Origin of the sequence: Sphingobium sp. (assembly GCA_023266575.1) — a bacterium.
Classification (GTDB): Bacteria; Pseudomonadota; Alphaproteobacteria; order Sphingomonadales; family Sphingomonadaceae; genus Sphingobium.
On sequence record JAHFPV010000001.1, the window covers coordinates 455,956 to 482,427 of the forward strand.

27 protein-coding genes and 2 tRNA genes are annotated in these 26,472 nt (G+C 64.0%); 14 read left to right on the forward strand and 15 right to left on the reverse strand.

What is annotated here, in order from left to right; translation table 11 throughout:
• Window positions 1–66 precede the first annotated feature (66 nt).
• The 5 genes from Q0D44_RS02050 (at window position 67) to Q0D44_RS02070 (ending at window position 2,039) form a co-directional block, all read left to right on the forward strand.
• Complete coding sequence (locus Q0D44_RS02050; RefSeq protein ID WP_119748216.1) at window positions 67–402, forward strand: TIGR02300 family protein; 336 nt, start codon at window positions 67–69, stop codon at window positions 400–402.
• 89 nt (window positions 403–491) lie between these two features.
• A tRNA-Ala gene (locus Q0D44_RS02055) sits at window positions 492–567 on the forward strand.
• A 114-nt stretch (window positions 568–681) separates the two neighbouring features.
• Window positions 682–757, forward strand: a tRNA-Ala gene (locus tag Q0D44_RS02060).
• A gap of 84 nt (window positions 758–841) precedes the next feature.
• A complete protein-coding gene (locus Q0D44_RS02065) occupies window positions 842–1,306 on the forward strand; it encodes a GAF domain-containing protein (RefSeq protein WP_294131645.1) in 465 nt (154 codons plus the stop codon).
• Window positions 1,307–1,574: 268 nt separating this feature from the next.
• On the forward strand, window positions 1,575–2,039 hold the full coding sequence (locus Q0D44_RS02070; RefSeq protein WP_294131647.1) for a cache domain-containing protein: 465 nt from the start codon (window positions 1,575–1,577) through the stop codon (window positions 2,037–2,039).
• A 63-nt stretch (window positions 2,040–2,102) separates the two neighbouring features.
• On the opposite strand, the gene Q0D44_RS02075 is transcribed toward Q0D44_RS02070, so the two are convergent.
• Window positions 2,103–4,379, reverse strand: coding sequence for a UvrD-helicase domain-containing protein (locus Q0D44_RS02075; RefSeq protein ID WP_294131649.1), 2,277 nt, complete (start codon window positions 4,377–4,379; stop codon window positions 2,103–2,105).
• 103 nt (window positions 4,380–4,482) lie between these two features.
• Here Q0D44_RS02075 and Q0D44_RS02080 point away from each other — a divergent pair, with 103 nt between their 5' ends.
• A complete protein-coding gene (locus Q0D44_RS02080) occupies window positions 4,483–4,878 on the forward strand; it encodes a GFA family protein (protein ID WP_294131651.1) in 396 nt (131 codons plus the stop codon).
• 213 nt (window positions 4,879–5,091) lie between these two features.
• Window positions 5,092–5,526 (forward strand): Fe-S oxidoreductase, encoded by a 435-nt coding sequence (locus Q0D44_RS02085; protein ID WP_294131653.1) that lies wholly within the window; start codon window positions 5,092–5,094, stop codon window positions 5,524–5,526.
• On the opposite strand, the gene Q0D44_RS02090 is transcribed toward Q0D44_RS02085, so the two are convergent.
• Window positions 5,489–5,962: an Rrf2 family transcriptional regulator gene (locus Q0D44_RS02090; protein ID WP_294131655.1), complete on the reverse strand. Its 474-nt coding sequence runs from the start codon at window positions 5,960–5,962 to the stop codon at window positions 5,489–5,491. The genes Q0D44_RS02085 and Q0D44_RS02090 overlap by 38 nt on opposite strands.
• Before the next feature lie 108 nt (window positions 5,963–6,070).
• Here Q0D44_RS02090 and Q0D44_RS02095 point away from each other — a divergent pair, with 108 nt between their 5' ends.
• Window positions 6,071–6,514, forward strand: coding sequence for a globin domain-containing protein (locus Q0D44_RS02095; RefSeq protein WP_294131657.1), 444 nt, complete (start codon window positions 6,071–6,073; stop codon window positions 6,512–6,514).
• Here the strand turns inward: Q0D44_RS02095 and rsmD are convergent.
• Both rsmD and Q0D44_RS02105 read right to left on the reverse strand, forming a co-directional pair.
• Window positions 6,499–7,050 carry a 16S rRNA (guanine(966)-N(2))-methyltransferase RsmD gene (gene rsmD, locus Q0D44_RS02100; protein ID WP_294131661.1) on the reverse strand — a complete coding sequence of 184 codons (552 nt, stop codon included), beginning with the start codon at window positions 7,048–7,050 and terminating at the stop codon, window positions 6,499–6,501. The two genes, Q0D44_RS02095 and rsmD, sit on opposite strands and share 16 nt — an antisense overlap.
• The gene (locus Q0D44_RS02105) at window positions 7,047–8,036 is read right to left on the reverse strand and encodes a pseudouridine synthase (protein WP_294131663.1); all 990 of its coding nucleotides are present in this window, start codon (window positions 8,034–8,036) and stop codon (window positions 7,047–7,049) included. Before Q0D44_RS02105 ends, rsmD begins: the two co-directional genes overlap by 4 nt.
• A 175-nt stretch (window positions 8,037–8,211) precedes the next feature.
• Here Q0D44_RS02105 and Q0D44_RS02110 point away from each other — a divergent pair, with 175 nt between their 5' ends.
• Window positions 8,212–8,670 carry a response regulator gene (locus Q0D44_RS02110; RefSeq protein WP_294131665.1) on the forward strand — a complete coding sequence of 153 codons (459 nt, stop codon included), beginning with the start codon at window positions 8,212–8,214 and terminating at the stop codon, window positions 8,668–8,670.
• 76 nt (window positions 8,671–8,746) lie between these two features.
• The gene (locus Q0D44_RS02115) at window positions 8,747–10,072 is read left to right on the forward strand and encodes an MFS transporter (RefSeq protein WP_294131667.1); all 1,326 of its coding nucleotides are present in this window, start codon (window positions 8,747–8,749) and stop codon (window positions 10,070–10,072) included.
• Here the strand turns inward: Q0D44_RS02115 and Q0D44_RS02120 are convergent.
• The 8 genes from Q0D44_RS02120 to Q0D44_RS02155 all read right to left on the reverse strand — a co-directional run bounded on the left by Q0D44_RS02120 (window position 10,057) and on the right by Q0D44_RS02155 (window position 16,934).
• On the reverse strand, window positions 10,057–10,500 hold the full coding sequence (locus Q0D44_RS02120) for a DUF6628 family protein (protein WP_294131669.1): 444 nt from the start codon (window positions 10,498–10,500) through the stop codon (window positions 10,057–10,059). The genes Q0D44_RS02115 and Q0D44_RS02120 overlap by 16 nt on opposite strands.
• Before the next feature lie 68 nt (window positions 10,501–10,568).
• A complete protein-coding gene (locus tag Q0D44_RS02125) occupies window positions 10,569–11,891 on the reverse strand; it encodes a folylpolyglutamate synthase/dihydrofolate synthase family protein (RefSeq protein WP_294131671.1) in 1,323 nt (440 codons plus the stop codon).
• 27 nt (window positions 11,892–11,918) lie between these two features.
• Entirely contained in the window at window positions 11,919–12,770 is an 852-nt protein-coding gene (gene accD, locus Q0D44_RS02130) for an acetyl-CoA carboxylase, carboxyltransferase subunit beta (RefSeq protein ID WP_294131673.1), read from the reverse strand.
• Window positions 12,767–13,585 (reverse strand): tryptophan synthase subunit alpha, encoded by an 819-nt coding sequence (gene trpA, locus Q0D44_RS02135; RefSeq protein ID WP_294131675.1) that lies wholly within the window; start codon window positions 13,583–13,585, stop codon window positions 12,767–12,769. The genes accD and trpA overlap by 4 nt, the downstream gene beginning before the upstream one ends.
• Window positions 13,582–13,962, reverse strand: a complete 381-nt coding sequence (locus Q0D44_RS02140) for an endonuclease domain-containing protein (protein ID WP_294131678.1) — start codon at window positions 13,960–13,962, stop codon at window positions 13,582–13,584. The genes trpA and Q0D44_RS02140 overlap by 4 nt, the downstream gene beginning before the upstream one ends.
• Window positions 13,963–14,022: 60 nt before the next feature.
• The gene (trpB, locus tag Q0D44_RS02145; RefSeq protein ID WP_294131679.1) at window positions 14,023–15,264 is read right to left on the reverse strand and encodes a tryptophan synthase subunit beta; all 1,242 of its coding nucleotides are present in this window, start codon (window positions 15,262–15,264) and stop codon (window positions 14,023–14,025) included.
• A 99-nt stretch (window positions 15,265–15,363) separates the two neighbouring features.
• Entirely contained in the window at window positions 15,364–16,008 is a 645-nt protein-coding gene (locus Q0D44_RS02150) for a phosphoribosylanthranilate isomerase (RefSeq protein WP_294131680.1), read from the reverse strand.
• A 32-nt stretch (window positions 16,009–16,040) separates the two neighbouring features.
• Window positions 16,041–16,934, reverse strand: a complete 894-nt coding sequence (locus Q0D44_RS02155) for a lauroyl acyltransferase (RefSeq protein ID WP_294131682.1) — start codon at window positions 16,932–16,934, stop codon at window positions 16,041–16,043.
• A 53-nt stretch (window positions 16,935–16,987) separates the two neighbouring features.
• Here Q0D44_RS02155 and Q0D44_RS02160 point away from each other — a divergent pair, with 53 nt between their 5' ends.
• A complete protein-coding gene (locus tag Q0D44_RS02160; RefSeq protein WP_294131684.1) occupies window positions 16,988–18,121 on the forward strand; it encodes a glycosyltransferase in 1,134 nt (377 codons plus the stop codon).
• Here the strand turns inward: Q0D44_RS02160 and Q0D44_RS02165 are convergent.
• Together Q0D44_RS02165 and gyrA are read right to left on the reverse strand one after the other, a co-directional pair.
• Window positions 18,100–18,447 (reverse strand): DUF952 domain-containing protein, encoded by a 348-nt coding sequence (locus tag Q0D44_RS02165; RefSeq protein ID WP_294131686.1) that lies wholly within the window; start codon window positions 18,445–18,447, stop codon window positions 18,100–18,102. The two genes, Q0D44_RS02160 and Q0D44_RS02165, sit on opposite strands and share 22 nt — an antisense overlap.
• A complete protein-coding gene (gene gyrA, locus Q0D44_RS02170; RefSeq protein WP_119748179.1) occupies window positions 18,444–21,119 on the reverse strand; it encodes a DNA gyrase subunit A in 2,676 nt (891 codons plus the stop codon). Before gyrA ends, Q0D44_RS02165 begins: the two co-directional genes overlap by 4 nt.
• A gap of 283 nt (window positions 21,120–21,402) precedes the next feature.
• Between gyrA and Q0D44_RS02175 the strand changes: the two genes are divergently transcribed.
• Window positions 21,403–22,677, forward strand: a complete 1,275-nt coding sequence (locus tag Q0D44_RS02175) for a hypothetical protein (RefSeq protein WP_294131692.1) — start codon at window positions 21,403–21,405, stop codon at window positions 22,675–22,677.
• Window positions 22,678–22,764: 87 nt separating this feature from the next.
• Complete coding sequence (locus Q0D44_RS02180) at window positions 22,765–24,006, forward strand: hypothetical protein (protein WP_294131694.1); 1,242 nt, start codon at window positions 22,765–22,767, stop codon at window positions 24,004–24,006.
• Window positions 24,007–24,050: 44 nt separating this feature from the next.
• On the opposite strand, the gene Q0D44_RS02185 is transcribed toward Q0D44_RS02180, so the two are convergent.
• Window positions 24,051–24,524, reverse strand: coding sequence for an Lrp/AsnC family transcriptional regulator (locus Q0D44_RS02185; RefSeq protein ID WP_006950751.1), 474 nt, complete (start codon window positions 24,522–24,524; stop codon window positions 24,051–24,053).
• 199 nt (window positions 24,525–24,723) lie between these two features.
• On the opposite strand from Q0D44_RS02185, the gene Q0D44_RS02190 reads away from it, so the two are divergent.
• The gene (locus tag Q0D44_RS02190; RefSeq protein WP_294131699.1) at window positions 24,724–26,451 is read left to right on the forward strand and encodes a HAMP domain-containing sensor histidine kinase; all 1,728 of its coding nucleotides are present in this window, start codon (window positions 24,724–24,726) and stop codon (window positions 26,449–26,451) included.
• Window positions 26,452–26,472 lie beyond the last annotated feature (21 nt).

The window sequence follows — 26,472 nt, forward strand, 5'->3', positions numbered from 1 at the left end:
CGCGGGCAACTTCACCGTTGCGCCGCGTAGTTGTTATTTGAGCATCAAAAAAGGATTAGGCCGGACATGGTGAAGGCTGAATGGGGCACGAAGCGGACCTGCCCGAAATGCGCCACGCGCTTCTATGACCTGGGCAATGACAACCCGGTCGTCTGCATCAACTGCAACGCCGCCTGGGAACCGGAACCGGTGCTGAAGTCGAAGCAGCCGCTCCCCTATGAGGAAGCGCCCAAGAAGGTGATCGAGACCGCAGACGGCGAGCTGGAAACGGCTGATGACGATCTGGACCTCGACATCGATGTCGATGATGACGGCGATTCGCCGGACAATGACGTCGATCTGGGCGGCGATGACGACCTGGGCGTCGAAGCCGCGAGCGACGACGACGCGGACGATAATTAAGTCATTTTGTTCTTGCCAAGGATGGCGCTGCGACCTAATGGCAGCGCCTCCGAAGCGCCGGACCCAAACGGCGCTTTAGCGATGGAAATGGGGCCTTAGCTCAGCTGGGAGAGCGCCTGCATGGCATGCAGGAGGTCAGCGGTTCGATCCCGCTAGGCTCCACCATTTTTTCGGAATCAGAAAATGTCCGGGGGACATTTTCCCGAAAAAATCCCTGAGCGAATGCGAAGGGTCCAAGCATATACCAACGGGTTCCGCAGCCTCGCTGCCGCACCGGATGGGGCCTTAGCTCAGCTGGGAGAGCGCCTGCATGGCATGCAGGAGGTCAGCGGTTCGATCCCGCTAGGCTCCACCAAATTCTTGCGCAATATTCCGCATAATCCTACATATCTGCCGGATGCCGCGCTGCGATCAGCGTCGTGTCATCAGGGGTGCATCTATGCGGGACGATTTGGCTGCATCAGTCGCAGCACAGGGCGATGACGACCGGATTCGGGCGATATTGGAACAGGTCTGCCAGACCACCGGCATGGGTTTCGCTGCGGTCGCCAGAGTGACCGAAGATCGCTGGATCGCCTGCCAGATCATCGACCGGATCGAGTTCGGCCTTGATCCCGGCGGAGAGCTGGAAATCAAAAAGACCCTGTGCGACGATATTCGCCGCTGCGGTGAGGGCATTTATATCGATCATGTCGCCATGGATCAGGACTGGCGCACCCACCATGTCCCCATCTTCTACGGCTTCCAAAGCTATGCCTCGCTGCCGGTAATCCTCCCGGACGGCAGCTTCTACGGCACGCTCTGCGCCATCGATCCCAGTCCCCGGTCGGTCAGTGGGCCAGCCATAGTGGCTGCGATGCAGGATTATGCCCGCGCTATCGGCGCGATATTATCCGCCAAATGAAGCTGTCCGACACGGGATGAAGCCGAAACTGTCCATCACCGGTTTGCGCCCGACGGTTCCGAAATCAATATCAAGCTGTGGGTCGCACAGTCGCCGGTGCCTGTCCATGTGCACCGTCTCATACCAAAGGTCGATTTGATCTGCGTCACAATGCCGGCGCACGGATCGGGCTAATTGCGCCCCATCATCGGCAATGGGATCGGGATTGATGTTCAGCCCGCGTCCGGTTCCAGCGCTTATGCGCCGATGACCAGAGGAGATTTGGCCCATGTTCCCATTTTCACGCATCCTCCTGGCCATGGCCTGCACGCTCGCGCTGCCCACGGCATCGGCCATGGCAGCGCCCCACGCCGATGCGGCACAGGCAAAGGCCATGCTGGAAAAAGCGGTGGCGACGATCAAGACCGCCGGGGCTACCCCTGCCTTTGCCGCCTTCAACCGGAAGGAGGGGGCGTTCAACACCGGCGAACTCTATGTGTTCGTGTTCGACCTGAACGGCGTCTATGAAGCCTATGGCGCGCATCCTGGCCTGGTCGGGCGCGACGTCAGTGATCTGACCGATGCGGAGGGCAAGCCCATCGTGCGCGACATGATAGAGATTGCCCGCACCAGCGGACATGGCAAGATCAACTATGTCTGGCTCAACCGGGCGGACAACCGGATCGAACGCAAAATGTCGCTGATTGAACTGGTCGGTGATCATGTCGTGGGCGTCGGCTATTACGCCCAATAAGTCGATCTCCGCTCCGGGCGGCGGGGCCAGCCTGTCGCGCTACCCACTGTCCATCGTGACGGATCAGGGAATGGACACGAAACTGTCCATCACCCGCTTGCGCCCGGCCGTCTCGAAATCAATCTCCAGCTTGTTGCCCTCGATCTCTGCGACGGTGCCATAACCGAATTTCTGGTGAAACACCCGCAGCCCCAATGCCATGTCGCTGCGCCCCTTGTTACCGATCGACACTGCCGACGCGCGCGCCTCCACGATCCGCACCGGCTCCCGGCTGAACTGGCCCGACGATTGCGCCCGCTGCCAGCCCGGCCCGCGCCCTTCGCCGCGCCCGACGTGGGCGAACGGATCGTCCCGCTCCGACCAGTTGGCCCGCCACAGCGACGCGCCGCCGCTCATGCTGCTTTCCGCGTCGACATGCTCCGGCGGCAATTCGCCCACGAAGCGCGACGGGATGCTGCTGGTCCACTGGCCGTAGATACGCCGATTCGCCGCATGAAGGATGGTGCAACGCTTGCGCGCCCGCGTGATCGCGACATAGGCGAGCCGCCTTTCCTCCTCCAGGCTGTTGAGGCCGCCTTCGTCCAGCGCCCGCTGCGACGGGAAAATCCCTTCCTCCCAGCCGACCAGGAAGGTCGAATCATACTCCAGCCCCTTGGCGGCATGGATCGTCATGATCGTGACCTTGCGCTCTTCCTGCTGCGCCTCATTGTCCATGACGAGCGAGACATGCTCCAGAAACGCCCCCAGCGTCTCATATTCCTCCATCGCGCGCGCGAGTTCGCCCAGATTCTCCAGCCGCCCCGCGCTCTCGGTCGATCGCTCCGCCTGTAACATCGCGGTGTAACCGCTCTCGTCCAATATCAGGCGCGCCAGTTCGGCATGGGGCAGGGTAGTCGCCCGGTCGCGCCAGCGCGCCAGATCGCCGACAAATGCGCCCAATGACCGCCGCGCCTGCGGCGTCAGCTCATCCGTATCCAGTATCCGCGCCGCCGCATGGACAAGCGGTATCCACTCCGCCCGCGCCAGCCGGTGCAATTTCTCCACCGCCTTGTCGCCAAGGCCCCGCTTGGGGACATTGACGATCCGCTCGAACGCCAGATCGTCGGCGGGCTGGTTGACCAGCCGCAAATAGGCCAGCGCATCGCGGATTTCCGCCCGCTCATAGAATCGGAAACCGCCCACGATGCGGTAGGGCATCCCGATCTGGATGAACCGGTCCTCGAACTCGCGGGTCTGGTGCTGCGCCCGCACGAGTATCGCCACCTCGTCCAGCGACCCGCCGTCGCGCTGGATCGCCTCAATCTCCTCGCCGACCCGCCGCGCTTCTTCTGGCCCGTCCCATATGCCGATGACGCGCACCTTTTCGCCCACGTCGATGTCGGTCCACAATGTCTTGCCCAGCCGATTGCCATTTTCGGCAATCACGCCCGACGCCGCGCCCAAAATATGCGGGGTGGATCGGTAATTCTGTTCCAGCCTGATAATCTTCGCGCCGGGAAAATCCTTTTCGAACCGCAGGATATTGGCGACTTCCGCCCCGCGCCATGAATAGATGGACTGGTCGTCATCGCCCACGCAGCACAGATTCTTGCGCGTCTGCGCCAACAGTCGCAGCCACAGATATTGGCTGCTATTGGTGTCCTGATATTCGTCCACCATGATATATTTGAACCGCTGCTGATAGCTTTCCAGCACGTCGCGATGCCTTTTCAATATCGTCAGAACATGCAGCAGCAAGTCCCCGAAATCGCAGGCATTTACCTGGCGCAATCGCGCCTGATAGGCGGCATACAGCTTCTGCCCCTTGCCATTGGCATAGCCTTCGCTCTCACCCGCGCTGATGTCCTGCGGGGTCCAGCCCTTATTCTTCCACTGGTCGATCAGCCCGCCCAGCTGCCGCGCGGGCCAGCGTTTCTCGTCAATCCCCTCAGCCTGAATCAGCTGCTTCATCAGCCGCAACTGATCGTCCGTATCCAGGATCGTGAAATTGGATTGCAGCCCGACCAGTTCGGCATGACGCCGCAACATCTTGGCCGCGATGGCATGGAACGTCCCCAGCCACGGCATCCCCTCGACCGCCGGGCCAATCATCCGGCCGACCCGCTCGCGCATTTCTCGCGCGGCCTTGTTGGTGAAGGTGACGGAGAGGATTTCGGATGGCCAGGCCCGCTGCGTCGCGACCAGATGCGCCAGCCGCGCCGTCAGCGCCGCCGTCTTGCCCGTTCCCGCCCCCGCCAGCACCAGCACCGGGCCCTCGGTCGTCAGCACGGCCTCCCGCTGCGGCGGGTTCAGCCCCTTGATATAGTCTGGGTCGGACGGGGAAGGGGCTGGAAATGTCATTAGCCTCAACTAGGCATGGGCGGGGACGGGGGCAAGGCATCCGCCTTGCAGCGACGCCCCTTCTATGAGAACAAAAGGCGAATCATGCAAGGGAGGACGAATCATGGCGACGGGTAAATGCCAGTGCGGAGCGATCCGCTATGAAGTCAGCGGCGATCCTGCGCACAGCGCCATCTGCCATTGCGCCGATTGCCGCGCCAGTTCGGGCGCGCCGATGGTGGGCTGGGCCTTGTTTCAACAGGACGCGGTAAAGATAGACGGCACGCCGGTCGCCTATCAGTCGTCGGAAAATGCGACCCGCCACTTCTGCGGCACTTGTGGCACCGGCCTGTTCTACACCAATCCCGCCATTTTCCCCGGCGGCATCGATATTCAGACGGCAACGCTGGATGATCAGTCCGCCTTCCCGCCCCAGGCCCATATCCAACTGGCCGACGCCCCGCCATGGGCCGCGACCGCCAACGACCTGCCAAAATTCGATCGCTTCCCCGGCGAGTGAGGGCAAAAATCAAATCTCCTCCATTGAGACGGGTAGCTAGCCGCAGGCCAGACGGAGGGGGCGGCCTCTTGATAACGCCACAGCCCCTTCCTTTCATGGTGCATCCGCCACGGTTCATCGCCGCTGCCGGAACGGACATGTCACGACTCCGGTTCTTCGCTCACCGCTCCCCGCACAACGGGGCCGTGAGAAAAGAAGGAAAGGATATTCCCGATGAAGTCCATCATGCTGGCCAGTGCCGCGATGCTCAGTTTCACCACCGCCATTGCAGGCGTCGCTATCGCGCAGGAAACCCCGGCCCCGATGAGCCAGCCACCCGCTGGCGACATGGCCCCGCCCGCTGATCCCGCCGCGCCGCCACCGCCTGCCGACCCGGCCATGACGCCACCGGCCAACCCTGCGAGCGCGGCTGACCCCAATGCAGGCCAGCCCACCGGTGCCGTTCCCGCCGATCCCGGCATGGCGCCAGCGCCCGCAGGCGTTCCCAATGATCCTGCGGCCCCGGTCGGATCGTCGTCCAATCCCGTCACCGTCGGCGGCAACATGACCCCGCCTCCGGCTGAGGCGAAGGATTATCCGGTCTGCTCGAAAACGGTGCAGGACAGTTGCATCAATCCGGGCGAGGCGCGCAAGGCGCGTCGTCGCTAAGTGAGGACTCTGGGCCGGGCAGAGCAGCGATAATCGCCGCCAGCCCGGCCCGGTCACGCGTCGCATCGCTCAGGCTGTGCTGATCCAGCACCGCCAGAAAAGCCGCCGTCGCTTGCGCCAATATCCCGGTCAGCCCGCAGGACGGGCGGATCGCGCAGGCTGCGCAATCCGCCATCTTCATGTCCGGCTCACTATGCCGAATCACCGAGCCGATGCTGATCTCCTCCGGCGGGCGCGCCAGCGCAAAACCGCCGCCGCGCCCCCGCTGGGTCGCAATGAACCCGCCCTGCGCCAGCCCATGCACCACCTTCATCAGATGATTGCGAGACAGCCCATAAGCGTCGGCAATCTGCGGGATCGTCGCGCGTCCCTCCGGCGCTGCCGCCAGATGGATCAGCACGCGCAGCGCATAGTCGGTGTGGCGGGTCAGTTGCATGGGCTTGTCCGATAACGGCGCTACAGGCGGTGTGAAACATATATCATATTTACATCTTAAAAGATGCAAATTAAATACCGCTTATCGAGTCCATCGAAAGGCGTACATATGTCCAGCTCACTGTCGGCTTCCACCATAGCGATCGTCAAATCGACCGGTCCGGCCCTGCGCCAGCATGGCGTCGCCATCACCACCGCCATGTACGCCAGACTGTTTCAGGACTCCGAAGTGAAGGCGATGTTCGATCAGGCTGCCCAGGCCAGCGGCGAACAGCCCAAGCGCCTGGCCGCCGCGATTCTGGGCTATGCGGAGAATATCGACAAGCTCGGCGCGCTCGACGGCGCGGTCGCCCGCATGGTCGCACGCCATGTCGAAACCGGGGTGAAGCCGGAACATTATCCCAAGGTCGCCGCCGCCCTGCTCCCCTCCATCCGCGAGATATTGGGCGAAGAGGTCGCGACCGACGCGGTGCTGGACGCCTGGGCGGAGGCTTACACCTTCCTCGCCAACATCCTGATCGCGAAGGAGATGGCGGCCTACGAAGCCGCCTGATCCACCGCCCGCAACAAGGTGATCCGCGCTTTGCCAGCGTCGCGCACGGCGTCGATCGCAAAGCCCTTCACCTCGACATCCTCGCGCCGGTCGGTCTCTATGCTGATCCAGGTCGCAGGCCCGGTCCAGCCCAGCCGCCCCAGCTTGTCGAGCGCGACCTGCCCAGCCCCCGTGCCATAGGGCGGGTCCATGAAAATGAGGTCCAATGGCTTGGGCGCGGACCCCAGCGATAGCACGCTCGACGCCCGGATATCGGGCTTGATGCCCAGTCGCTCCGCATTCGCACGGATCGAATCGATCGCCGGCTTGTCCTGCTCGACGAACAGGCAGGAGGCCGCGCCGCGCGACAGCGCCTCAAACCCCAACGCCCCGGACCCGGCAAAGAAGTCGCCCACGGCTAGTCCCTCGAACGATCCGATCCGGCTGACCAGCATCGAAAACAGCGTCTCGCGGGTCCGGTCGGCGGTCGGTCGGGTCGCGTCACCCTTCGGCGCGGTCAGCGGGCGACCGCGCCATTGGCCCGATATGATCCTCATTTGCTGTCCTTCAGGCTGGCCTTGAACTGGACCAGGTCATGCTGGCGTATTTCCTCGACCGCGCCGGGCGGCAGATCGCCCAGCAGGAACGGACCATAGCTGGTGCGGATCAGCCGGTTGACCTGCAACCCCAGATGTTCCAGCACCCGCCGCACTTCGCGGTTCTTGCCCTCGGTCAGCGTCATCTCGATCCACTGGTTGCGCCCGGTGCGCCGCTCCAGATTGGCCTCGATCGGGCCATAGCGGACGCCCTCAATCTCGATCCCGTCGAACAGATCCTCCAGCTGCTGCTGGCTCACCTCCCCAAAGGCGCGCGCCCGGTAAGTGCGCGGCACCCCGGATGAGGGCAATTCCATCTGCCGTTTGAACCCGCCATCGGTGGTCAGCAGCAACAGCCCTTCGGTCGTCATGTCCAGCCGCCCGATCGGCATGACACGCGGTAGATCGGCGGGCAGCTTGTCATAGATGGTCGGCCGCCCGGCGGGATCGCGCTCGGTCGTCAGGAAGCCGGAAGGCTTGTGGAACAGGAACAGCCGGGCAGGGGGCGGCGCGGCAATCGCCACGCCATCCACCGCCACGCCATAGAGCGAGGCTAGCAAGGTCGCAGGCGTCTCAACCGCCACGCCATTCAGCGTCACGCGCCCTTCCTCGATCATCCGCTCGACCTCACGGCGGGACGCCACCCCGGCCCGCGCCAGCAGCTTGGCGATACGCTGCGGCTCGCCCTTGCCATCGCTGGTTGCGGCGGCGCGCGCGGGGTGCGGGTTGGCGGGCGTCTTGACCCCGGCACCCGGCTTCTTGAAACCGGGCTTGCGGCCCCATGGCTTGGCGCTGGCGGCGGGACCGGCCCTGGCTTCGCCCGGCTTGCCAAAGCGAGGCTTGCCGTCCGGCGTCCGACCCGGCCTACCCGCACCGGGGCCGGAGGGGCGTTTCGGGCCGCCGGGGCCAGCCCTGCGGGGCGGTCCAGATTTTTTCGGCGGTTCCAAGGGCGGCTTCCTTTTCGTGGGCACTGGCCCTTCCCATATGACAGGAAAGCCAGCAACAGGCTGAACGGTGCCGCCCCGGCGCTTGGATGAGGGCGGTGTGGCATCCGCCCCGCAACCCGGCGCGGGGGCGCGGCGTTTGATCGGTGGGCATGGCGGAAACAGGGCGGATCGGCAAATGTTTTTCGGGTTGGTGAAGGGCGAAGGCGCGCGCACCGGACGTTGCAAGGCGATCCGCACCGTGCTGGTGGTGGAGGATGAACCCCTCGTCGCCTTCGACAATGAACATGCGCTCGAACAGGCCGGCTACCGCATCGCCGCGACCGTGGACGATTACAGCCACGCTATCGCCGTCATCGACGGCGGCGGGGTCGATCTGGTGATCGCCGACGTGAGCCTGAAGGGCGACCGCAGCGGCATCGACGTCGCCCGCCATGCCGCGACCAAGGGACTGCCGGTGCTGTTCGTCACCGGTGCCTGCCCGATCGACGCCCGTGCGCTGGCACTCGGCTGCCTCGCCAAACCCTATGCCCCGCGTGATCTGGTCGCGGCGATCGGCGTGATCGACGCCCTGCTGCGCGGCGCCCGCCGCCCACGCCTGCCCGTCGGCCTCACCCTGTTCGACACGGCCGATTGATCCCACAAGGCTTGCCAGCACCGCATCAGGCCATATGGTGGCGCGCAACAGACGCCTTCGGGGAACGCGCACCATCATGACCGACGCCACAACCGGCACGAACAGCTGGCTTAATGCGGTAAAGCCCTATGCTCAGAAAGCCCCGCTGGCGGCCTTCTTCCTGGGCGTGTCGTCGGGCTTTCCCTTCGCGATGATCGGCGCGACACTGACGACGCGCCTCGCGCAGGACGGCATCGACAAGAAAGCCGTCACCGCCTTCACCCTGGCTTTCCTCGTCTATAATCTCAAATGGCTTTGGGCCTGGGTGGTCGATGGCGTCCGCTTGCCCGTGATCGGTCGACTGGGCCAGCGTGTCTCCTGGCTGCTCCTGGCAGGCGTGCTGGTGATGGCGGCGGTCGCCAATCTGGCATTGGTCGATCCTACCAGCAGCCTGATCCAGACCGCCTATGCCGCCATATTGGTCGGGATTGCGGGCGCGACCTTCGACATTGTGATCGACGCCTATCGCATCGAGCTATTGAAGCCCGAACAGCTGGGCGTCGGGTCGGGCATGTCCCAATATGGCTGGCGCATCGGATCTGTCGCGGCGGGCGCGCTGGCGCTGGTGCTGGCGGCGCGGATCGGCTGGGAAGGCGCCTATCTCGCCTGCGCCATCTTCGCCTTGCCCGCCATGCTGACCGGCCTGCTTCTGGGCGAACCGGAACGCCATCGCGACCCGCTCGCACGGCGCGGACTGGGCGAAGTCTGGCAGTCGATCGCCGGACCATTGGTGGAATTTTTCCAGCGCAAGGGCGCGCTGCTCGTGCTGCTGTTCATCCTGCTGCACAAGATCGGCGACACGCTGGCGAACCTCACCTTCCGCCTGCTGTTCGACGATATGGGCTATAGCAATGACGAGATCGCCATTTACGACATCGGCATCGGCTTCTGGGCCTATCTGATCGGCATCTTCGTTGGCGGCATTCTGTACGCCCGGATCGGCATGAAGCGATCGGTGCTGCTCAGCCTGATCCTGATGGGCGTATCGAACTTCGCCTTTGCGGCACTGGCGGCGCTGGGGAAGAGCAATTGGGGCATGGCCGGCGCGATCGGGTTCGAGAATTTCGCCAGCGGCATCGGCGGCGTCACCGTCGTCGCCTATTTCTCCGCCCTGTGCGACCTGCGCTTCACCGCCACCCAATATGCGCTGATCTCTGCCGCCGCCAGCATCGTTGGCCGTTTCCTGACCGGGACGACGGCGGGCGGGCTGATCGAGCAATTCGGCTATGTCGATTTCTACCTGCTCACCACGGCGGCGGCAGTGCCGGGCATCATCCTGTTCTGGCTGATGATGCGCGCTGGCCTGATCGACGCCAGCGTCGGCAGCGCCGCGACCGATCCGGGCGATCACCCCTCGCCATAAAGTTCAAGCGGTCGGCCCAGGTCAGCATGGGCCTGCGCCACCGCCTGCAAGCAGGTCAGCGCGCCCAGCGCATGATCATTGCCCAGCAACCGGCTCACCTGCGCGTAGGCCGCGCTGGGATCGCTCAGCGCGTCGCCGGTCGCCTGCATCATCAGTGCCTCGTCCGCCGTCATCCGTGCGCAGCAGCAGGGCGCAACCAAGATCTTGCGGCTCGACGCCCGCGCCAGTTCCAGCATCATCGCCCGCATCAGCACCAGCGGCCGGCGATAGCTGCGCCCGAACGCACCCAGCATAGCATTGGCGGCATGGGCGTCATTGACGCCCGCACTTGCCATCCGCCGCATCACGAACAGGAACAGCCGGTTGCCATAGCCCGACGGCATCGGCCGGGGCAGGTCGTCGAGGGAGGAAGTCTCTCCATGTGCCATGATGTTACGCCTTCTGCGGTGGTCTGGTTTCCGCAGGTTAGGCTATTGCGAGTCAATCGCAAGTAGAATCAGTCAGGCAGTTGATCGTTCAGCCGCAAAATTTCACCCGCCAGATAGAGCGAACCGCCGATCAACAGCTTGGGCGCCGGTTCTCCCAACGCCGCAATGGCGCGGATTGCACTGGTCGGTTCGTCATGCGCGGTGCAGCCGATGCCCCAGCGCGTCGCGATCGCCGCGAATCGATCAGCCTCATGATGCTCATGCCCCGGCACCGGCAGGGCGTGGATATGCGCGATCCGCCCGGCGAAGGGCGACAGGAACGCATCGACATCCTTGTTGGCAAGCATCCCGATCATCAGCTGGAGCTTCTGTCCCTCCAGCCGATCACTCGTGAAGAAGGCGCTGATCGCCTCACCCGCACCGGCATTATGCCCGCCGTCGAGCCAGGCGGTTGTCGCATCGGGCAGGGGCGCGAGCAGGGGGCCATGGTCGAGCCGCTGGAGCCGCGCGGGCCAATGCGCCCACAGCGGCGCAGCCTTGAGCGCGGCTTCGGACAACGGCACCGCATTCTGATGCCGCAACATCGCAAAAGCCAGCGCCGCATTCTGCACCTGATGCGCCCCCGCCAGCCGGGGCAGCGGCGTGTCGAGCCGCCCTTGCTCATCGCGATAATGCAGCCGGTCGCGATAGGCCGCCGCGTCCCAGCCATCGCCCTGACCGATCCAGCTGGTCCGCGCACGGGCTACTGCGTCCATCATCACCGGAAACAGCGATTCGGCGTAGCGCTGGGTGACCAGCGGCGCGCCCGGCTTGGCGATCCCTGCCTTCTCCGCCGCAATGGCGGCCAGCGTGTCGCCCAGAAACGCCTGATGGTCGATGCCCAGTTGCGCGATGCCGCATACCACCGGATTGGCAATGACATTGGTGGCGTCCAGCCGTCCGCCAAGACCAACCTCTATGATGCAGGCATCAGCGGGATGTTCGGCAAAGGCCAGGAACGCGGCGGCTGTCGTGACCTCAAAGAAACTCGCGTCAACGCCCTCGGCAATATCCAGCACCCGCTCCAGATAGCGCGCTAGCGCATCGTCGCTGATCAACTGGCCCGCCACCCGGATACGCTCGTTGAAACGCACCAAATGGGGCGAGGTAAAGACATGGACGCTTTTGCCATCTGCTTCCATCGCCGCGCGCAGGAAGGCGCAGGTCGAACCCTTGCCGTTGGTCCCCGCGACATGAAACACCGGCGGCAGCGCACGGTGCGGATTGCCCAGCCGGTCCAGCAGCATGGTGATCCGCTCCAGCCCCAATATGTCGGCGCCGGGGGACAGCGACCACAGCCGGTCGAGTTGCGCCTGCACCGCAGGATGATCCGATACCGCGTGATCGGCCATGCGCCCCGTCCCCCTAAATGCGTGATGTCAGGCGGCGGCCCGTGGCGTCAGATAATCGATCACCCGCGCCAGCGTGTCGCGCAATTCGGCGCGATGCACCACCATGTCGATCATGCCATGGTCGAGCAGATATTCGGCGCGCTGGAATCCTTCGGGCAGCTTTTCACGGATCGTGCTTTCGATCACCCGCTGTCCGGCAAAGCCGATCAGCGCATTGGGCTCGGAAATCTGAATGTCACCCAGCATCGCATAGCTGGCCGTCACGCCGCCGGTGGTCGGATCGGTCAAAACGACGATATAGGGCAGGCCCGCTGCATGGAGCTTCTGGATCGCCACGGTCGCGCGCGGCATCTGCATGAGGGAAAGGATACCCTCCTGCATCCGCGCGCCGCCCGCCGCGGTGAAGATGACATAGGGGCATTTATGCGCGATCGCGTCATTGACGCCCTGGATGAAGGCCGCGCCCACGCCCATGCCCATGGACCCGCCCATGAAGGCGAAATTCTGCACGCCCATCACCAGCGGCACATCGTCGATCGCGCCTCGCGCATTGATCAGCGCGTCATGATCGCCGGTCGCAAGCCGTGCCGCCCTGATCCGGTCAGGGTAACGCTTGCTGTCGCGGAATTTGAGCGGGTCTTCCTGCACATGCGGGGTCGGCAGCAGGATGAAACCCGCGTCCAGGATATGCTCGAACCGCTCCGACGGCCCGATGCGGCCATGATGGTCGCACCGCGGGCAGACGGACAGATTTTCTTCCCATTCCTTGATGAAGATCATCTCCGAACAGGACGGGCATTTGTGCCACAGCGTCTCGGCGGTTTGCTCCTTCTTGGCGATGAAGGGGATGGCCTTGCGAACGCGGTTTATCCAGCTCATGCGGCGGTTTCCCGTGAATGGACGGTGAGCGCACCGCTCAGGGCGGCGACGAATTGCTGGACGAAGGGCGCGGCGGCATCGCCATGCGACCCGACCAGATCGACGATCGCGGAACCAACGACGACGCCATCGGCAATGCGCCCGATCGCGGCGGCCTGTTCGGGCGTGCGAACGCCAAAGCCGACTGCGATGGGCAGGTCGGTTGCGGCCTTCAGCTTCTGGACCGCCAGTTCGATATTGGCCTGCGCGGCCTGCTGCTTGCCGGTGATCCCGGCGACCGAGACATAATAAAGGAAACCGGTCGCGCCATTCAGCACGGTCGGCAGACGGGAGGCGTCGGTCGTCGGTGTAGCGAGGCGAATGAGGTGAACGCCGGCGCCACGTAGCGCCGGGCCAAGCTCGGCATCTTCCTCCGGCGGCACGTCGACGCAGATGACGCCATCGACGCCTGCCGCCTTGCACTGGTCGGCAAACCAGTCGGACCCGCGCACCAGCATCGGATTGGCATAGCCCATCAGCACCAGTGGCGTGTCAGGGTGGCGGGCGCGGAAATCGGTGGCAATCGCAAAGATATGCGCGGTTTTCGTGCCGGACCCCAGACTGCGCAGATTGGCCAGTTCGATCGCGGGACCATCGGCCATCGGATCGGTAAAGGGCATCCCCAGCTCGATAATGTCCGCGCCACCTTCAACCAGCGCGTCGAGAATGGCGGGGGTTGCCGCGACGGTCGGATCACCGGCGGTGACGAAAGTGATCAACGCCGCGCGGCCCTGCGCCTTGCAGGCCGCGAAGCGGGTGGCCATCCGGTCAGTCATGCCCTCTCCCCTTCAGGGCAGAGGGTTGGGAGAGGGGCAAGGCCTGCCGTCTCCAAAATGCGCATAAGGACAGATTCCATGTTGGTCATCACATCTTGGTTCGTAAATCGCAGCACCCGATAGCCGCATTCGCGGAGAAAGGCACTGCGCCTTTCATCGTAAATTTCCTGATGCCCATGACTGTCTCCATCAATTTCGACCACCAGCATCGGATTTCTCACCGCAAAATCGACGATGAAGGGACCAATCACTTTTTGCCGTCGAAATTTCAGTCCGCCCAATCGTTCAGCCCGTAGTGCGAGCCACAGTCGCTGTTCCGGTTCAGTGGGCGCTTTGCGCATGGTGCGGGCGTGCGCCGTCAGGACAGGGTCACGCATATTCCCCCCTCCCGACCCTCCCCCCTAAAGGGGAGAGGGCTTTGGAAGAGCGGCGGTTATTCACATCTCGGCTCCCAGCGCATCGGCGACGGTGAAAATATCCTTGTCCCCACGGCCAGACAGGTTGACGACGATGATCTTGTCCGCATCCATCGTCGGCGCAACCTGCTCCGCAGCGGCAATGGCATGGGCGGATTCAAGGGCAGGAATAATCCCCTCCAGCGCGGACAGTTTCTGGAAACTGGCCAGCGCTTCATCGTCGGTGATCGGCATATATTGCACCCGGCCGATTTCATGCAGCCAGCTATGCTCCGGCCCGATGCCCGGATAATCCAGTCCCGCCGAAATGCTGTGCGCCTCGGTAATCTGGCCGTCCTCATCCTGAAGCAGATAGGTGCGGTTGCCGTGCAAAATGCCCGACGCGCCGCCCGCCAGCGACGCCGCGTGCTTGCCGGTCAGCCCTTCGCCCGCCGCTTCGACGCCGATCATCGCGACGTCCGTGTCGTCCAGAAACGGGTGGAACATGCCGATGGCATTGGAGCCGCCGCCGACCGGCGCGATGAGCATATCGGGCAGCCGCCCTTCAGCCTCCATCATCTGGGTCTTGATTTCCTTGCCGATGATCGACTGAAAATCGCGCACCAGTTCGGGGTAGGGGTGCGGGCCTGCCGCCGTGCCGATGATATAGAATGTGTCATGCACGTTCGACACCCAGTGGCGCAGCGCATCGTTCATCGAATCTTTCAGCGTTGCCGAGCCGGACGTCACCGGAATGACCTCCGCCCCCAGCAGCTTCATGCGGAACACATTGGGCTTCTGCCGTTCGACATCCTTGGCGCCCATGAAAATCTTGCATTCCATGCCGAACAAGGCGGCGACAGTGGCGGTCGCGACGCCATGCTGGCCAGCGCCAGTCTCCGCGATCACCTTCTTCTTGCCCATGCGGCGGGCGAGCAGCGCCTGCCCGATGCAATTGTTGATCTTGTGCGCGCCGGTATGGTTCAACTCCTCGCGCTTGAGGTAGATCTTGGCGCCCTTGCCCGCTGGCGCGCCCTCGCGCAGCGCCTGCGTCAGCCGCGCCGCATAATATAGCGGGTTGGGGCGGCCGACATATTGCTTGAGGAGATAATCATATTCCTCCTCAAACGCCGGATCGTCCTTCGCCGCGCGATAGACTTTTTCCAGTTCCAGGATCAGCGGCATCAATGTTTCGGCGACATAGCGGCCGCCAAACTGGCCGAAATGGCCACTGGCGTCCGGCTGGCTGCGCAGGCTGTTGGGCAAGCTAATGGTGTCGGTCATGATCGTTTCAGTCTCTTGGGTCTAAATGGGCGTTCGCTTCGGATGGGGGAAGCGATCAGCGCCATCGTGTCCCGATGCGCGCGACAAGGGCGGGCGGCGTCAACATTGCGAAACCGCTTTGCAGAAGGTGATGATCTTGTCCATATCCTTGATGCCCGGCGCGCTTTCCACGCCCGACGAAACGTCGATCAGTGGCGCGCCGGTGATGCGGACAGCCTCGGCGACATTGTCCACCGACAGGCCACCCGAAAGACCCCATGGTCCCGGCACCGCCACGCCGCGCAGCAGCGTCCAGTCGAACCGCAGCCCCATGCCGCCGGGCAATGCCGCGCCATCGGGCGTCTTGGCGTCGAACAGAAGCAGATCGACCGCGCCGGCATAGGCGCTGGCGGCGTCGATGTCCGCGCGGGTCTTGACCGAAATCGCCTTCCACACCGACAGGCCGAAACGATGGCGAATGGCGGCAGCCCGTTGCAGGCTTTCCTTGCCATGGAGTTGCAGCGCGGTCAGCGCACCGGTTGCGACCAGTTCGTCCAGCATCTCGTCGGTTGGATCGACCACCACGCCGACCCGCTCGACATGAGCGGGGGCGATGGCGGCCAGCGCCCTGATCTGATCGGCATCGACATGGCGCGGGCTTTTGGGAAAATGGACAAAGCCGATATGGCTCGCCCCCGCACGCACGGCGGCACCCACCGTGTCGGCGGTCGAAAGGCCGCAAATCTTGATCGCGAGTCGGGACATGGCAGAGGCTTTAGCCGCGATACCGCGCGAAGTCACATGACCGGAGGGGCATTGGCAGGCAGAATCGGGGGCATGTGGCCCGGCTGGGTCAGGTCCATATCATGCAGGGCCAGCCACTGGTCGGCATGGTCGATGCAGGCCTGCCCCAGAAACCGGTCGAGCGTCGCGACTATGTCTGCGTCACTGTCGATGCGCGGATCGAGCGGCGGATGCCAGTGCAGGTCGAAATGGGGGCCATCGGTGCGGGCGAGATAGAAGGGCAGGAATTTTGCCCCCACCTTGCGCGCCAGCCGCAGCGCGACCGACAGATTTCCCGACGGCGCAAGAGCGCGCCCAAAGGTCGGGAACCAGACCTGAAGCTCGCGCCGTTCGTCCACCAAGATATAGAGCGTCGCCCGGTCCTTCTGGGTCAGATGCTTGAACACGCCCCGCGCCGCGCCTTCGCCGCTGATCGCTTCCCCCATATAGCTTTGCCGCGCTTTCTTTAGCAGGGCGGCCTGCGCCGGATTGTCCGGCGGATCATAGATGCCCAGCCCCGGCCGGTCGGTCGACGCCTTGATATGGGCGGCCAGCAAATCCCAATTGCCGGTATGGACCGTCAGGCTGATCATCGGTCCCGGCCCATCCAGCACGGCCTGATACCCCGCCCGGTCGATGACGTTCACATGTCGCTCGTTCACCAGCCGGTCGATGTTGGCCAGTTCGCCCAGCGTCCGCCCGATGTTGAACCAGCGCTGCGTCAACATCGCCTCCCGCTCCGCTTGCGGAAGGTCCGGGCGCAGGATCGCCAGATTGGCGCGGGCGCGGGAGTCACGCATCTTCATGCGCGGGCGGGCAAAGGTGACAGACAGCCAGCCACCCAGCCAGGAGGCGATGCTTGCGGGCAAAAGCCGCAGCAGGGCGAAGAGAAAGGGGTTGGAGAGCATAGGGATAGCGTCATACAGAAGCGACCGAGACGGTAAAGGGGGGCTGGCGTAACATGCTGTGGCTATGGATATTGCTTCAGGGGCTGAGCCTGCTGGGCGTCGTCAATTACTGGCGCCACCTGCCGACGGACCGCAAGATCGAGACGCCAGACGGCGTAGTCATGCTGCTGTCGGTACGCGACGATTGGGACGGCGGGCCGGAGCTGATCGCTCGACTGAAAGCCCAGACAGCGCGCTTTCGCCTGCTGATTGCCACATCGGGTGCGTGCGCCGCTGCCGATGCGCTGGCTGCGCGCGAAGGCGATTGGGTGCAGGTCGTCCATGCCGGGAAAGCCAGCGACGAAGGCCAGAAAGTCCACAAGCTGCGCGCGGCGCTGCGGGCATTGCGAGCGGACGATCGCTATGTCCTGTTCATTGACGCCGATATCGAACCGCCCACCCGGCTGGTCGGGCGGCTGCTGTTTCCGCTGGTCCGGGGCAAGGCTGACATCGTTACCGGCTACCGAATGCTCTTGCCCGAACGCGGGCCGATGCTGGCGCTGGTCGGCGCGGTCGAGATGCAGCTGGCGACACTACCCCGCTTCGCCAGTGCGACCATGCCATGGGGCGGCGCGATGGCCGTGACGCGGGAGGTGGCCGACCGGCTGGACCTCGACCGGGCGATGGCGGGGCGACTGTCCGATGACATGGCGATCGGCCTGGCGGGCTGGCGCACGAAAATGCGGTTGCGACCGGTGCGCGACCTGCTCGTCGCCAGCCCATTGGAGGGGAGCGCGACGCAGGTATTGGGCTTTGGCGTCAGGCAATATCGGCATATCATCACGAACAGCCCCGGCATGTGGGCGCTGGCGACTGTGGTGGTGGCGGTGCAGGCAGCGGCGTGGGGTTGGGCTTTGGTCTGGGGTGGCTGGGCGATGATCGCGATCGGCTATGGCGCGGCATGGGGCCGGGTGCTGGCGCGACGGGCGATCCTCGCCAGCGTGCTGGAGCCGGAGCAGGCCAGCCGCGCGCGTCGGTCGCTCTGGTGGGATTGTGTCGCGCCCTTCGCGGTCACCTGGGCGCATCTGATTGTACAACTCGCCGCCGCGTCATCATCGCGCATCCGCTGGGGCGGCTGGGATTATTGGGTCAGGCAGGGACTGGTCGTGCGGATGAAGCGGGTGGATCAAAAACCTGCCGGGAATTGATGCAGCCCATCATCGCCGATCCGCAGCACGACCTTGCCCGCAACTGCACTCAAGGGCAGGTCGCCATAGAGATGCGGGAACAAGGCACCGCCGCGCGATTCTTCCCATTTGATGGCCTCGCCAAATGGCGCGAGATCGACCATCAGCATCACCAGCCGGTCCTGCCCGGCAAAATGCTTCGCTGCCGTCTCTGCCGCCTGATCGCGGGTCGACATATGGATATAGCCGTCGGCTAGATCGACCGGCGCGCCCGCAAACACGCCGTCGGCCTTCAACTGCGCATATTGGTCCGCCGTCAATATCTTGTAGGCAAACAGGTCACTCATGCCTCGACGGCCGCTTCGGTCTCGCCCTCGTCGCTTTCCTCGATCCGCGCGGCGCTGACGACATGCTCGTCCTTGGCCACGTCGAACAGGCGCACGCCCGCCGAATTGCGGCCGATGACGCGCAGGCTGTCGAGACCCATGCGGATCAGCTTGGCCTGATCGGTCACCAGCATCAACTGGTCGCCATGGGTTGCGGCGAAGCTGCCGACGACAGGGCCATTGCGACCGATATTGTCGATATTGGTGATGCCCTGGCCACCGCGCCCGGTGCGACGATAATCATAGGCCGACGACAATTTGCCATAGCCATTGGCGCAGACGGTCAGGATGAACTGCTCATGCTCGCGCATATGGGCGAACATCGCCTGATCGGCCATTTCGCCTTCCTTTTCCGGCTTCCACGGGGCGAAGCGCAGATATTCCTCGCGCTGCTCCTGATTGGCCCCCGAACGATGCAGGATGGACAGCGAAATAACCTCATCGTCGCTCTTGAGCGTCATGCCGCGCACGCCGGTCGATGTGCGGCTCTGGAACTCGCGCACATCGGTCGCGGCAAAGCGGATCGCCTTGCCCTGCCGGGTGGCAAGCAGCACGTCATCCTCTTCGGTCAGCAGCGCCACGCCGATCAGCCGGTCCTCGCTGCCTTCGTCAAAACGCATCGCCAGCTTGCCGTTGCTCGGTACATTGGCGAAGGCGTCCATGCTGTTGCGGCGCACGGTGCCGTTCGCGGTCGCGAACATGACGTGCAGATCCTTCCAGCTATCCTCATCTTCGGGCAGCGGCAGCACGGTACGGATGGTTTCGCCGGCCGCAAGCGGCAGCAGGTTGACCATCGGCCGCCCCCGCGTCGCCGGCCCGCCTTCGGGCAGGCGCCATACTTTCAGGCGATAGACTTTGCCCGCGGTCGAGAAGAACAGCACCGGCGTATGGGTCGAGGTCACGAACAACTCGGTGATCGCATCCTCATCCTTGGTGGCCATGCCCGACCGGCCCTTGCCGCCCCGCGCCTGCGCGCGGAAGCTCTCCAGCGGGGTGCGCTTGATATAGCCCTGCACCGTGACGGTGACGACCATATCCTCGCGCTCGATCAGATCCTCATCCTCAATCCCGTCGGCTGCGGCGGTGATTTCGGACAGGCGCGGGGTGGCGAACTCGCGCTCGATCGCCTCAAACTCTTCGCGCATCACGGCATAGAGTTTGACCCGGTCGCCCAGGATCGCCAGATATTCAGCGATCGCGTCGGCCAGTTCGGCCAGTTCCTTGCCGATTTCGTCACGGCCCAGCGCCGTCAGGCGATGCAGGCGCAGGTCCAGGATGGCGCGGACCTGAAGGTCGGACAATTTGTAGAAATCACCCGAAACTTCGATGTCGATCGCCTCGACCAGCCGGATATAAGGCGCGATCTCGCCGATCGGCCATTCGCGCGTCAGCAGCTTTTCGCGCGCTTCGGCGGGGCTGGACGATCCGCGGATGATGCGGACCATCTCATCGAGATTGCTGACCGCAACGACCAGACCCAGCAAGATATGCGCCCGGTCGCGCGCCTTGTTCAGCTCGAACTTTGTGCGGCGGGTGATCACCTCTTCGCGGAACTTGACGAAGGCTTCGATGATGTCGCGCAGGTTCAGCAATTCGGGGCGACCGCCACGGATCGCCAGCATATTGGCCGGGAAACTCGATTGCGCGGGCGTGTTGCGCCACAACTGGTTCAGCACGACTTCGGGGGTCGCGTCGCGCTTCAGGTCCATGACGATCCGCACGCCTTCGCGGCTGGATTCGTCGCGAATGTCGCTGATCCCCTCGATCCGCTTTTCCTTGGCGGCTTCGGCGATCTTTTCAACGAGGCCATTCTTGCCGACCTGATAAGGGATGGCGGTCAGTACGATTGACTGGCGATCACCGCGTCCTTCCTCGATGACATGGCGCGACCGCATCATGATGGAACCGCGTCCGGTATGGTAAGCGCTCCGGGCACCCGACTGGCCCAGGATCAGCGGCGCGGTCGGGAAATCGGGGCCGGGGACGATCTGGATCAGTTCATCGATGGTGATGCCGGTATTGTCGATATAGGCCAGGCAAGCACGGATGACTTCGCCCAGATTGTGCGGCGGGATGTTGGTCGCCATGCCGACAGCGATGCCGCCAGCACCATTGACCAGCAGGTTGGGGAAGCGCGCGGGCAGCACCTGCGGCTCGCTTTCCGATGCGTCATAGTTGGGCGTGAAATCGACGGTGTCCTTGTCGAGATCCTCCAGCAGCGCATTGGCGACCTTGGCCAGACGCGCTTCGGTGTAGCGCATGGCGGCTGGCGGATCGGGGTCCATCGAACCGAAGTTCCCCTGACCGTCGATCAACGGCACCCGCATCGACCAGTCCTGCGTCATCCGCGCCAACGCGTCGTAAATCGAACTGTCGCCATGGGGGTGATATTTACCCATGACTTCACCGACCAGACGCGCCGATTTGCGATAGGGGCGGTTATAGACGAAGCCCGATTCCTGGGCGGAAAAGAGAATGCGGCGATGCACCGGCTTCAACCCGTCGCGCACGTCCGGCAGGGCGCGGGACACGATGACCGACATGGCATAGTCGAGATAGCTCGCCTTCATCTCGTCTACGATGCTGACGGGGCTGATGTCCGAAGGGTCGGCGAGGCTGGTCTCGTCGTTCAAGGCGATTCTCTTTTTTGGATGGAATGTGTTTCTGCGTTCGCACTAGCCGAGCGAAACAAATCTGTCACCCCTCGCGCGCTCACGCGCGCGCCCGCACGCGCAAACAAATAGGGCAGGGGATGACGACCGGCCCATGCGGAACGAAGCGGGCGCATGACAGTTGCAAAATCCGCCGATATAGGCTTGTTCAATGGCCATTCACGCGCCGCCCCCTAATCGGCGCACAACAGCTTTTCAGTCGCCCATGGCTTCCCCCGCCCGGCGCATAAAGGAGATGAGGATCATGCGTTTTGTTACCCCGGTGGCGCTCGTGCTGGCTCTGGCAGTAAGCGGCGGTGCGATCACCGCCCCCGCTTTTGCCGCGAAGAAGGAAGAGAAGAAGGCCGGGCCGAAGCTCAACGTCTCGCCCGAAGTCATCAAGGCGCTCCAGACCGCGCAAAAGGCCGCCGAAGCGCAGGATTTTGCCGGTGCCAAGGCAGCGCTGGCCGATGCCGATACCAAGGCTGTCAGCAATGACGACAAATATCAGATCGGCGCGATCAAGCTCAACACCTCGATCGCGAGCAAGGACACCGCGCTGCAAGGTGAAGCGCTGAGCCAGATGCTCGACAGCGGCCTCACGCCGCCCGAACAGGCGGGCCAGTTCAACGCTGTCGCCGCCGATCAGGCGATGGGTGCCAAAAATTACGATCTCGCTATCAAACGCGCCCAGGCGGCCCTGGCAGCGGGTTACAAGCCCGAAGCGGTCAATCCGACCCTCGCCCAGGCCTATTTTGGCAAGGCAGGCACGGGCAACGCGTCGGTCGAGCCAGCGCGCGGTTTCAACGTTCAGGGGCTTGCCGCACTCAAGGCTGCGGCTGATGCCTTGAAGGCGGCCGGACAGCAAGTACCGGCCCAATGGTATCAGATCGGCGTTGGCCGGGCCGAAGCGGCCAAGCTGCCCGAAGTGACCGAATGGGCGAAGATGGCCTATCAGGCAGAGCCGAGCGGCACGAATTTGCGGACGCTGGTGCGGCTGTTCCAGCGCGCCAATCCGACCATCACGAATCGCGAAAATCTCGACGTGCTGCGCCTCCTGTCCGCGTCCGGTGGTCTGGTCGTTGCCGGTGACTTTGTCGAATATGCCGAAATGGCGTCCAAAACCGGCATTTATGGAGAGGTCAAATCCTCGATCGACCTGGGCCGTTCGAAGGGCGTGTTGAACGCCAGCCAGGGCGGTGATCTCTACCAGACCGCGACGGGCCGGATCGCTGGCGACAAAGGCTCATTGGGAGCCGCGGAAGCCGATGCGAAGAAGGCCGCCAACGGCAAGATCGCGGCCGCAACGGCTGACGCCTATCTGGGCTATGGCGACTATGCCAAAGCAGCTGCGATGTTCGAACTGGCCAAGCAGAAGGGCGGCGTCGACGCGGACGAGATCAACACCCGCATGGGCATCGCGAAGCTGATGAGCGGCGACAATGCGGCGGCGAAGGCAGCGTTTGAAGCCGTGCAGGGCGGCGCGCGCAAGCAGATTGCCGGTCTGTGGCTAGCCTATCTGGGCACCAAGGGCGCCTGACATGGTGCGCGCCGTCGCCGCTCCGGTGGCGACGGCGCGCCTTATACTATATTGATAAAGTTGCGTTCCGGGGAGGCTTTTGGGGCCATGCGATTTCATACATTCACTTTTGCGGGCCTGCCGGTTGCCTTGGCAGGGGCGTTGCTGATGGCGACGCCCGGCCTTGCAAAAAAGCAGGTCGCGGTCGGTCCCGTCATTGGCATGTCCGATGCGTTTCGCGCCAATGTGACGGCGGCGCAGGCCGCGCTGCAAGCGCGTGACGTGACCACCGCCAATGCGCGCATCGCGGCACTGGCACCCATGTCGGACTTTGAAAATTATGTCGCGGCCGGGCTTCGGTTCGAACTGGCGGCGCAGCGCCGCGATGTGCAGGCGCAGCGGATCGCCCTGACCGATCTGTTCAAGACCAGCGCCCTGCCCAAAAAGGATGCACCACGGCTGCGTTATGTCGCGGGCTATCTGTCCTATGCCGTGGGCAATTATGACGATGCGGTGGCGCAGCTCGATTATGCCAAGACGCTGGGCTATGACGGCATCGACGCTACCTTCCTGCGCGCCGACATTGCCCTGCGCCGCAACAAGCCCAAGGAGGCACGCCCGTTCGTCCAGCAAGCGCTCGCCCGTCAGCGCGCCTCCGGTCAGCCCATGCCGCTCGCCTGGTCCGACCGCGCCATTTCCATGGCCTATCAGGCCGGGGACTGGACCGAAGTCGGCCAGCTTTATCGCGAACGGCTGACCCAGGCAGGCGCGCGGGAGGATTGGCGTTCGGCGATCACCAATTATCTGTCGGCCGCGGGCATAGATTCGCAGCTCCAGCTCGACCTCTACCGCCTGCAAGCCGCCAATGGCGCGATGGCGAGTGAGCGGGATTATCAGGCCTATGCCCAACTGGCCGAGAAATCCGGCTATTTTGCCGAAGCCAAGTCCATCATCGAGGCTGGCCGCAAGGCCGGCAAGCTGACCGCGACCCAGCCTGCGACCACGTCGCTGCTGAAAGCGGTCACGCCCAAGGCGACCAAGGAAATCGCGGCCTTGCCCGCGCAGGCGAAGAAGGCGGCGGGCGCGGCGACTGGCAAGGATGCGCAGGCCGTGGCCGACAGCTATTTCTCGCTGGGGCAATTCCCCCAGGCGGTCGAGCAATATCGGCTGGCGCTGGCCAAGGGTGGTGTCGATGCAGGCCGGGTGAATGCCCGACTGGGCGTCGCGCTGGCGCGATCAGGCGACCTGCCCGGCGCGCAGGCGGCTCTGAGCCAGGCCAGCGGCAACTGGGCCAGCGTGGCGGGTTTCTGGTCGGTCTGGGTCGATCAGCAAAGCCGCAAGGCCGCGTGATCGCGGGCCGGATCAGCTCATGATCCGGCACCGCCCCTGACAATTCACACCGGCAAAGGCACGCCCGGCAGATTCTTGGACGTGCGGATGGTGAGCGACGTCTTGACGCTCACCACATTGGGTGCTGGCGTCAATTTGGACGTCAGGAATTGCTGAAAGCTCTGAAGGTCTTTCGCCACGACCTTCAGAATGAAATCGATTTCACCGTTCAGCATGTGACATTCGCGAACCTCTGGCAGTTCCGCAACATGGTCCTGAAAGGCTTTGAGGTCCGCTTCCGCCTGGCTTTTCAGGCTCACCATCGCGAACACCGTGATGGTGTAGCCCAGCATCCCCGGATCGACCACAGCATGGTAGGAGGTGATGGCACCCGCTTCCTCCAGTGATCGGACGCGGCGCAGGCATGGCGGCGCGGTCAGTCCGACCTTGCGTGCCAGTTCCACGTTGGTCATCCTGCCATCCTGCTGCAATTCACCCAGAATTTGCAGATCAATGTCGTCGATATTCGGGCCGGCCATTATTGTGCTTATTTCCTGTCCTGTTTTCCTGTCCCATCATAATAATGTTTCAGGGCAATGCAATTGTCCCACTATGCGACGATCGCTTTCGTTCGCGTAACCAGCCCCTTTTCCTTTGCGGGGCGAGGGCTTATCGGTAGGTCGTGACAGCCGCTGAGCGCACCGGGCACCTGCCTGCGCCACGGCCATATGGGGATTATTGGTGCGTTTCAACGATCTGATGCAGACAGTGCTGGCCGCCGAGGACCGTGCCGGGCTGGGCGCAGTGACGTTGTGGCGTCAGTGCGTGGATCTGCTGGCGCAGCATGACCGCGCCGATCGCGCGCCGATGGCGGCGGACCAGCGGGCGGCATTGCTCGACCGGCTGGCAGGATTGCGCGCCAAGCTGTCGGAAACGCAGCGTATTGCCACCGTCGTCGAACTGGGCGGGCGGCTGCGGTCGGCCAGTCTGGTCGAGTTTTTTGCCCATGATCGCCCCTCGATTGCCGCCGCCGCGATGGCACGGGCGCAACTGCCCGACACGATGTGGGAAGATTTGCTGCCCCGGCTGACGCCCACGGCGCGCGGCGTCCTGCGCGGGCGGCGGGATATCGGTCCGGCGGCGCGACTGGCGCTCGAAGCCTTTGGTCCTTCCGATCTGGTGCTGACCACCGTGCGGCAGGATATGGTGGGCGACAGCGATATGCTGCTCACCGCAGACATGGTCCCGGCGAACGACGCGCTGGATTTGGAGGCTGAGACCTGCACGGTCACACCGCTGCGCGCGCCTGTCGGCGACAAGGACCAGATCCGCAATCTGGTCGACCGGATCGCCCATTTCACCAGCACCCGGCCGCCACCCCCGCCGCTGGAACCACTGGTGGCAGAGGAACCTGACAGCAGCACACCGCCGCGCGACTTCGCGTTCGAGACGGACGCCGCTGGCACCATCCTTTGGATCGACCAGGGACCGCGCGCGGCGCTGATCGGCCTGTCGCTGGGCGAAGTAGCGTTGGAGGGCGGCAGCGGGCCGGATGGCCATGTCGCGGGAGCCTTTGCCCGGCGCAGCGGCTTCCAGAATGGCCGGTTCGCCATTGTCGGCGGGACGATGGCGGGCGAATGGCGATTGTCCGCCACGCCCTTTTTCGATCCCCGTTCAGGCCGCTTTCAAGGCTATCGCGGTCAGGCGCGTCGTCCGTTCCTGCACGAAGTAGCCGCGCAGCACGCGCCTGCGCCGGACGGGCTGAGCGGCCTGTCGGCGGATTCGCTGCGCCAACTGGTGCATGAACTGCGCACACCGCTGAACGCCATTTTGGGCTTTGCCGAGATTATCGAGCAGGAATTGTTCGGCCCGGCGGGTGCGGAATATCGCGACATGGCGGGCAATATCGCGGTCGATGCGCGTCATCTGCTGGCGGCCTTTGACGATCTGGACCTTGCCGCCCGCGTATCGCGCGGCGACGATGTCAGCACTCCGCAACTGCTCGATCCCGAACCGCTGGTGCGCCAGATCGCCAACCGCTTCCGCGATCAGGGTGCCGCGCCGGTGGACATCGCTATGGCACCTGACCTGCCGCCAGTGCGGATCGATCCGGTGCAAGGCGAACGCATGGTCCAGCATCTGTTGCGCACGCTGATTTCCGTCGCGCCAAAGGGGGAGGCGGTGACCGGTGCCTGCTGGTTCCAGCCCGAAGGCGCCAATGGCCGGGTTGTGCTGGCCATCGACCGTCCCTCCAGCCTGGCGGGCATGGAAGAAGCGCAACTGCTCGATCCGGGCTATACCTCCGAAGGCGACTGGGCCGATGGCCCGCTGCTGGGGCTGGGCTTTTCGCTACGGCTGATCCGCAGCCTCGCCGGGACATGCGGCGGCAGTCTGGACGTGGAGCCTGGGCGGCTGCTGCTCGCCATTCCCGCCGCCAGCGTTGCCGAAGACACGGCCCACGCCTGACGCACACGGCAACCCTATGGC